The 1,431-nt window shown below is 62.5% G+C and carries 1 protein-coding gene; it reads right to left on the bottom strand.

Annotated features, from left to right (window positions below; all coding sequences use genetic code 11):
- Nucleotides 1-55 precede the first annotated feature (55 nt).
- A complete protein-coding gene (locus tag ACN675_RS29125) occupies nucleotides 56-1,300 on the bottom strand; it encodes an IS256 family transposase (RefSeq protein ID WP_420754111.1) in 1,245 nt (414 codons plus the stop codon).
- Nucleotides 1,301-1,431 lie beyond the last annotated feature (131 nt).

Here is a 1,431-nt window from a genome sequence, read left to right as displayed (position 1 = left end):
GGTCAAGTCCCGTGAGGTGGTGTGCGACGTCGTCGCGTGATTCCTCGTTGTCGGGTCATGCGGTCAAAGCCGGTGACACCTCCTCGGCAGGCTCAGTGATGTTCTGAGCGGTCTTATCGCGACGAGAACGGGCGAGGACGTCGAGTCCGAGATATCGGCGACCTTCGATCCACTCGTCGTGCTGCTCGGCGAGGACGGCACCAACGAGCCGGACCAGCGCAGTCCGATCTGGGAAGATCCCGACGACGTCGGTTCTGCGGCGGATCTCCTTGTTCAGCCGCTCCTGCGGATTGTTGGACCAGATCTGCCGCCAGATCTGCTTCGGGAACGAAGTGAACGCCAGCAGATCCGCTCGCGCTGCATCGAGATGTTCGGCCACCTTCGGCAGCTTCTCCTCCAGCGCATCGATCACCCGATCATATTGGGCATGAACAGAATCCGAGTCGGGTTGATCGTAGACCGAATGCAACAGGGTCTTCACCCACGGCCACGACGCCTTCGGGGTCACCGCCATCAAGTTGGTCGAGTAGTGGGTGCGGCACCTCTGCCAAGATGCTCCCGGCAAGGTCGCACCGATCGCTCCGACCAGGCCGGCATGAGCATCGGAGGTCACCAACTGGACCCCGGACAAGCCTCGGGCAACGAGCCCGCGGAAGAAGGCCAGCCAACCGGCACCGTCTTCGGCAGAGGTGACATCGACACCGAGAATTTCACGGTAACCGTCAGCGTTGACGCCGACCGCGACCAAGGTGTGCACGTTGACGACGCGCCCGTTCTCGCGGACTTTGAGCACGAGAGCATCGGCGGCAACGAACGTGTACGGACCTTGATCCAAAGGCCGGTTGCGGAAGGCCTCGACCTGCTCGTCGAGCTCTTTCGCCATAACGCTGACCTGCGATTTCGACAGCGACGTGATGCCGAGGGTGTCGACGAGTTTCTCCATCCTTCGGGTCGAGACCCCGAGCAGATAACACGTGGCGACCACGGTGGTGAGGGCCCGTTCGGCGCGTTTGCGACGTTGCAGCAGCCAGTCCGGGAAATACGATCCTTGCCGCAGTTTGGGGATGGCGACGTCGAGAGTTCCGACCCGGGTATCGAAGTCCCGGTGCCGGTATCCGTTGCGGGTGTTGACCCGTTCGTCAGAGCGTCGACCGTAGCCGGCGCCGCACAGTGCGTCGGCTTCGGCGCCCATCAGGGCGTCGAGGAACATCGACAACAGCTCGCGCAGCAGGTCGGGGCTGGCGCCGGTGAGTCGGTCGTCGACAAGCTGGCGCAGGTCGATATCGTGGGCAGTGGTCATCGCGTGGTCCTGTCTCGAGTGACTTTGGTCGGTCTCTCTGAGGATCACGCGGTGACCGTCTTTCGTTCGGTTACGACACGCCAGCAAGCTCATTCAGCTGTGGCTCGTACACCACTCTGATGGACGCAACC

It is taken from the genome of Rhodococcus sp. O3 (assembly GCF_048897285.1).
In the GTDB taxonomy this organism is placed as follows: domain Bacteria; phylum Actinomycetota; class Actinomycetes; order Mycobacteriales; family Mycobacteriaceae; genus Rhodococcus.
The sequence above is the reverse complement of the archived record's forward strand: the minus strand, read 5'-3'. Positions and strand labels throughout refer to the sequence as shown.